The organism is Streptomyces sp. AC627_RSS907 (genome assembly GCF_019049165.1).
Window position 1 is genome coordinate 16,389 of sequence record NZ_JAGMUE010000136.1, and the last position, 4,581, is coordinate 20,969.

The window sequence follows — 4,581 nt, forward strand, 5'->3', positions numbered from 1 at the left end:
CGGACCCGGCCGCCGCGCTCTCGCCACCGCGGCTGCCGCCTCCGCCGGAAGCGCTGTCGCGGGAAGCGCTGTCGTCGGCGGCCGTGTGGGCGGGGGCGCTGTCGCGGTCACCACCGTCCGGGCCGGTGGAGGCGGCCCGATCGAGGCGGGCCAGTGCCGCGTTCGCCCGCAGGAACAGCCGCGTGCCCTCGGGGGAGAAGACGGCGGGGGTCTCCTCGGTGGTCCCGGAGGCCTCCTCGGCGGTCCCGGAGGCGGCGGCCCCGGTGGCCTTGGCCGCCGTCTCCTCCGCCGCCGTCTCCACCGCCGGTTCCGGTCGCGCCGCGGGCAGGGCGGGCATCTGGGGCACGGCCTCGATCTCCAGCAGCCGGCGGCCCTCCAGCGCGCTGGCGCGCTCGGTCTCCGCCGTCGCGTAGCGGCGCAGCAGGGAGGCGTGCTCGTTGCGCAGCCCCGCCAGTTCCTTGCGCTTCGCCCGCAGCCGGTGCTCCAGCTTCACGCGCAGCTCGCGCGACTCCTCCAGGTCGGACTCCAGTTCCGCGACGCGTTCCTCGAAGCGCCACTCGTCACCGGCACGCGCGCGCGTGAGGTCGGCGACGCGCTTGCCCGCCTGCGTGTCCCAGTGGCGCATGACGACCGCGCCGACGACCGACGTCACCGCGGCGGCGGCGGCCAGTGAGCGCAGGATCGTCGTCTCGCTGAACACCCAGGGGCCGAGGGCGCAGACGACGGAGACGCCTGCGATCGCCGACGGAGGAAGCAGCCTGTGCAGAGGCGGGGAATGGCGGTGACGTCCACGTGGCATGGCCAGAAACTTACCGCGCGTAGGCGAATCTTGGCGCCCCGCCCCGTAAAAACACGGCGTTCTCCGACTAGTTCACACGGCCTCGGGAATCCACCAGCCCACTCGTTGCGCGCAACTCGCCCACCAGTTGCCTGCCGGTTGCCCGAAGGCATCCCACCGGCGGACGAAATAAGCAAGATCATTTCCAGCGGGCGGCCGTCACCGGCCCACCGGACGCTCCTGGAGCCGCTCACTGAGCCACTGCAGCGTCGCCGGAATCTCACGCCGCCAGGTATTGAAGTTGTGCCCGCCGCTTTCCAGGATGATCGACGAGATCCGCGTCGGCTTCTTCTCCTTCACCCGCTCAATGAACTTCAGCGTGTCCTTGTAGTTGGTCTCGCCGGTCCTGCTGCTGGTGACGAGCAGTGAAGTGGCGGGCGCCGGCTTGTTCTTGAGGTACCACCACAGGTTCGCCCTGTTCTTCCGTTCCTTGTCACCCTGGAAGAGATCACCCGTGGTGGGGTCGCTGGGCGCGTTGTAGTAGGCGGACAGACCGGCCCCGGCGGCGTATGTCCCGGGGTGGTGCATGGCGATCTTCAGGGCGCAGTAACCGCCGGTCGAGTTCCCGACGATGCCCCAGCTCCCCGGCCCCTTGTTCACGCGGTAGTGCGCGCCCACGGCCTCCGGCAGGTCCTTCGCGAAGAACGACTCCGTCTGCGGCCCGCCCGGGATGTCCACGCACTCCGTGTCGCGCGGCGGCGCCACCGTGGGACGCAGCATCACCAGGATCATCGGCTGCATACGGCCGTCCTTGGCCAGGTCCAGCGCCGTGCGCGGATAGCGGAGCTTGTCGACCAGTGCCTCGGCCGTCCCCGGGTAGCCGGTCAGGACGACGGCCGCGGGGAACGTACGGGCGCTGTGGCGCGACTGGTAGTACTCCGGCGGCAGATAGACGTACGCGGGTGTGGCGATGCGTGTCGTGCGGCCGACGATGCGTATCTCCTCGACCCGGCCGGTCGTCTCCGGCCGCGACCCGGCCGCCTGTACGACCCGCCGGTCGCCGACGACCCGCAGATGCCTGTCGGTGGAACCTGCCGAGTGGTCCACGACCACACCCTGGCCGGTCTCCCGGCCGAACAGGTCGGCCCAGCTGGCGTAGAACCCGAAGGACTGGTTCGCGGCGAGGCCGATGGCGGCGAAGATCGCCAGCTGTGTGACGAACAGCAGGCCGACCCGTCCGGCGACGGCCCGCAGGGTCCGCCCGGCCAGCCGCGGCCACAGCCACACCGTGCCGCCGAACAGCAGCACGCCGGACAGGACCGCCAGCGCCAGCACCTTGTCGCTTGTGAGACCCATGCGTTGTTACCTGCCTGCGCTTTCTTACGACCGTCCGGGCTGTCCGTCCGGGCCGACATTCGGGTTTCCGTCGGAGGTGAGTGAACCTCTGCCTCCCAGACACCGTCCTAGAGGGCGCAATGTCTCCGGATGCCCCGGTACGGGCCCGGATCCACCGTCTCTCCCAGAACTTCAGGTGCGATGTCTGTCAGGACAGATGAGGAAATGTCGGGTGGGGTTCCAGTGAAGCCCACCACCCTGCGCCGGGTGCTGCGCGGCCCTCGCCCGGAGGCCGTGCCCCTCCTCGTCGGCCGGGCCTGCACGCTCGTGGGCCTGCTGGACATAGCCGCCGGCGTCTTCCCCCGCTTCCGGCACAGCCGCATGCACGCCCTCGCCGAAGTTTTGCCCGGATCGTTCGGCCCGTTCGCGGCGGCGCTCTCGCTCAGCGCCGGCATCCTGCTTCTGCTGCTCGCCCACGGCCTCAAACGCCGCAAGCGCCGGGCGTGGCGGGCGGCGGTGGCCCTCCTGCCGTTCGGCGCTGTCGCGCAGTTCACCTACCGGCACTCCGTCGTCGGCGTACTGATCTCCCTCGCGCTGCTCGCGCCCCTGCTGCGGCACCGGGACCAGTTCGCGGCGCTGCCCGACCCGCGAAGCCGCTGGCGGGCGCTCGCCAACTTCGTCCTCATGGGCGCCGGCTCCCTCGCCCTCGGCCTCGTCGTCGTCAACGCCCACCCGCACAGCATGATCGGCGACCCGAGCCTGGCCGACCGCATCGCCCACGTGCTGTACGGCCTGTTCGGCTTCGAGGGCCCGGTCGACTACCGGGGCAACACCTCCTGGACGGTCGCCTTCTCCCTCGGCGCCCTCGGACTGATCACCGCCGTCACCACCATCTACCTGGCCTTCCGCCCCGAGCACCCCGCCGCGTGCCTGACGGAGGACGACGAGACGCGCCTGCGCGCGCTGCTGGCCAAGCACGGCGGCAGGGACTCCCTCGGCCACTTCGCGCTGCGCCGCGACAAGGCCGTCGTCTTCTCCCCCAGCGGCAAGGCGGCCGTGACCTACCGCGTCGTCTCCGGCGTGATGCTCGCCAGCGGCGACCCGATCGGGGACGTGGAGGCCTGGCCCGGCGCCATCGAACGCTTCATGGACGAGGCCCGCGCCCACTCCTGGACGCCCGCCGTCATGGGCTGCTCAGAGACCGGCGGTGAGGTGTGGACCCGTGAGACCGGGCTCGACGCCCTGGAACTCGGTGACGAGGCGGTGGTGGACGTCGCGGATTTCTCCCTCGCCGGCCGCGCGATGCGCAACGTGCGCCAGATGGTCAAGCGCATCGAGCGCGCCGGTTACGAGACCCGGGTACGGCGCGTGGCTGACCTCGGTCCCACCGAGCTGGACCGCATCCGCCGCGCCGCCGCCGACTGGCGGGGCACGGACACGGAACGCGGTTTCTCCATGGCGCTGGGCCGCATCGGCGACCCCGCCGACGGGGACTGCCTGGTCGCGACCGCGCACAAGGCGGACGAGGAGCCGGGTGAGTACGGCGACCTGAAGGCGATCCTGCACTTCGTGCCGTGGGGCACCGACGGCGTGTCGCTGGACCTGATGCGCCGCGACCGCTCGGCCGACCCCGGCATGAACGAGCTCCTGATCGTGGCCGCGCTCCAGGCCGCCCCGAAGTTCGGCATCGCACGGGTCTCCCTGAACTTCGCCATGTTCCGCGCGGCGCTCGCCCGCGGTGAGAAGATCGGAGCGGGTCCGGTGCTGCGCGCCTGGCGCGGGCTGCTGGTCTTCCTCTCCCGGTGGTTCCAGATCGAGTCGCTGTACAAGTTCAACGCCAAGTTCCGCCCCCGCTGGGAGCCCCGTTTCGTGGTCTACCGCACCCACGCCGACCTGCTCCGCATCGGTTTCGCCGCCATGCAGGCCGAGGGGTTCGTCACCCTCACCCCGCCGCTCCCCCGCTTCCTGCGCCGCCGGGCGACCACCCGCCGCCCCTGCGCGCACCGGGTGACGGAGCACGAGGCCCGGGCGGCCTGAGCGCTGCGGGGCGCTGCGCGGCGGGGCGTGGGGCCGGCACCCGGCGCGGGGGTTGGGTTGCGCGGCCCGGCGCTACGGGGCGCCTCCCCCACTCCCGGCTTCGCTCGACCGGGCCCCCATCACCAACCCGTGCCGCCCCAGCGGCACGACTGCCCGCAGCGGGGCGGTCCCGGACGGACCGCAGCGGCGGCCGGACGGACTGCCCGCGAGCTACGGCGGGTTGGCCGCGTACGGCGGGAAGGGGACGGGTCGGGGGGTGTCCGCCCGCAGCGGTTGGCGCGTCAACACCGTCACTTCCGTGGCCGACCGATTCCGCGCCGTTCCGAGGACGGACACCCCCCGACCCGGCCCCGACCCACCCCACCACCGAACGCGCTACCCGCACCCCCACCGAACCCGCACAGGCCGCCGCAGGCACCCCACCCACACAC

The 4,581-nt window shown here is 72.1% G+C and carries 2 protein-coding genes and 1 pseudogene; 1 reads left to right on the forward strand and 2 read right to left on the reverse strand.

The window, feature by feature from the left end; all coding sequences use genetic code 11:
• Together KUM32_RS43885 and KUM32_RS27620 are read right to left on the reverse strand one after the other, a co-directional pair.
• Nucleotides 1-799: pseudogene (locus KUM32_RS43885) on the reverse strand (hypothetical protein); the annotation flags it as partial.
• 198 nt (nt 800-997) lie between these two features.
• Nucleotides 998-2,134: an esterase family protein gene (locus tag KUM32_RS27620; RefSeq protein ID WP_217144686.1), complete on the reverse strand. Its 1,137-nt coding sequence runs from the start codon at nt 2,132-2,134 to the stop codon at nt 998-1,000.
• A 204-nt stretch (nt 2,135-2,338) separates the two neighbouring features.
• Between KUM32_RS27620 and KUM32_RS27625 the strand changes: the two genes are divergently transcribed.
• Nucleotides 2,339-4,150: a phosphatidylglycerol lysyltransferase domain-containing protein gene (locus KUM32_RS27625; protein ID WP_217144687.1), complete on the forward strand. Its 1,812-nt coding sequence runs from the start codon at nt 2,339-2,341 to the stop codon at nt 4,148-4,150.
• Nucleotides 4,151-4,581 lie beyond the last annotated feature (431 nt).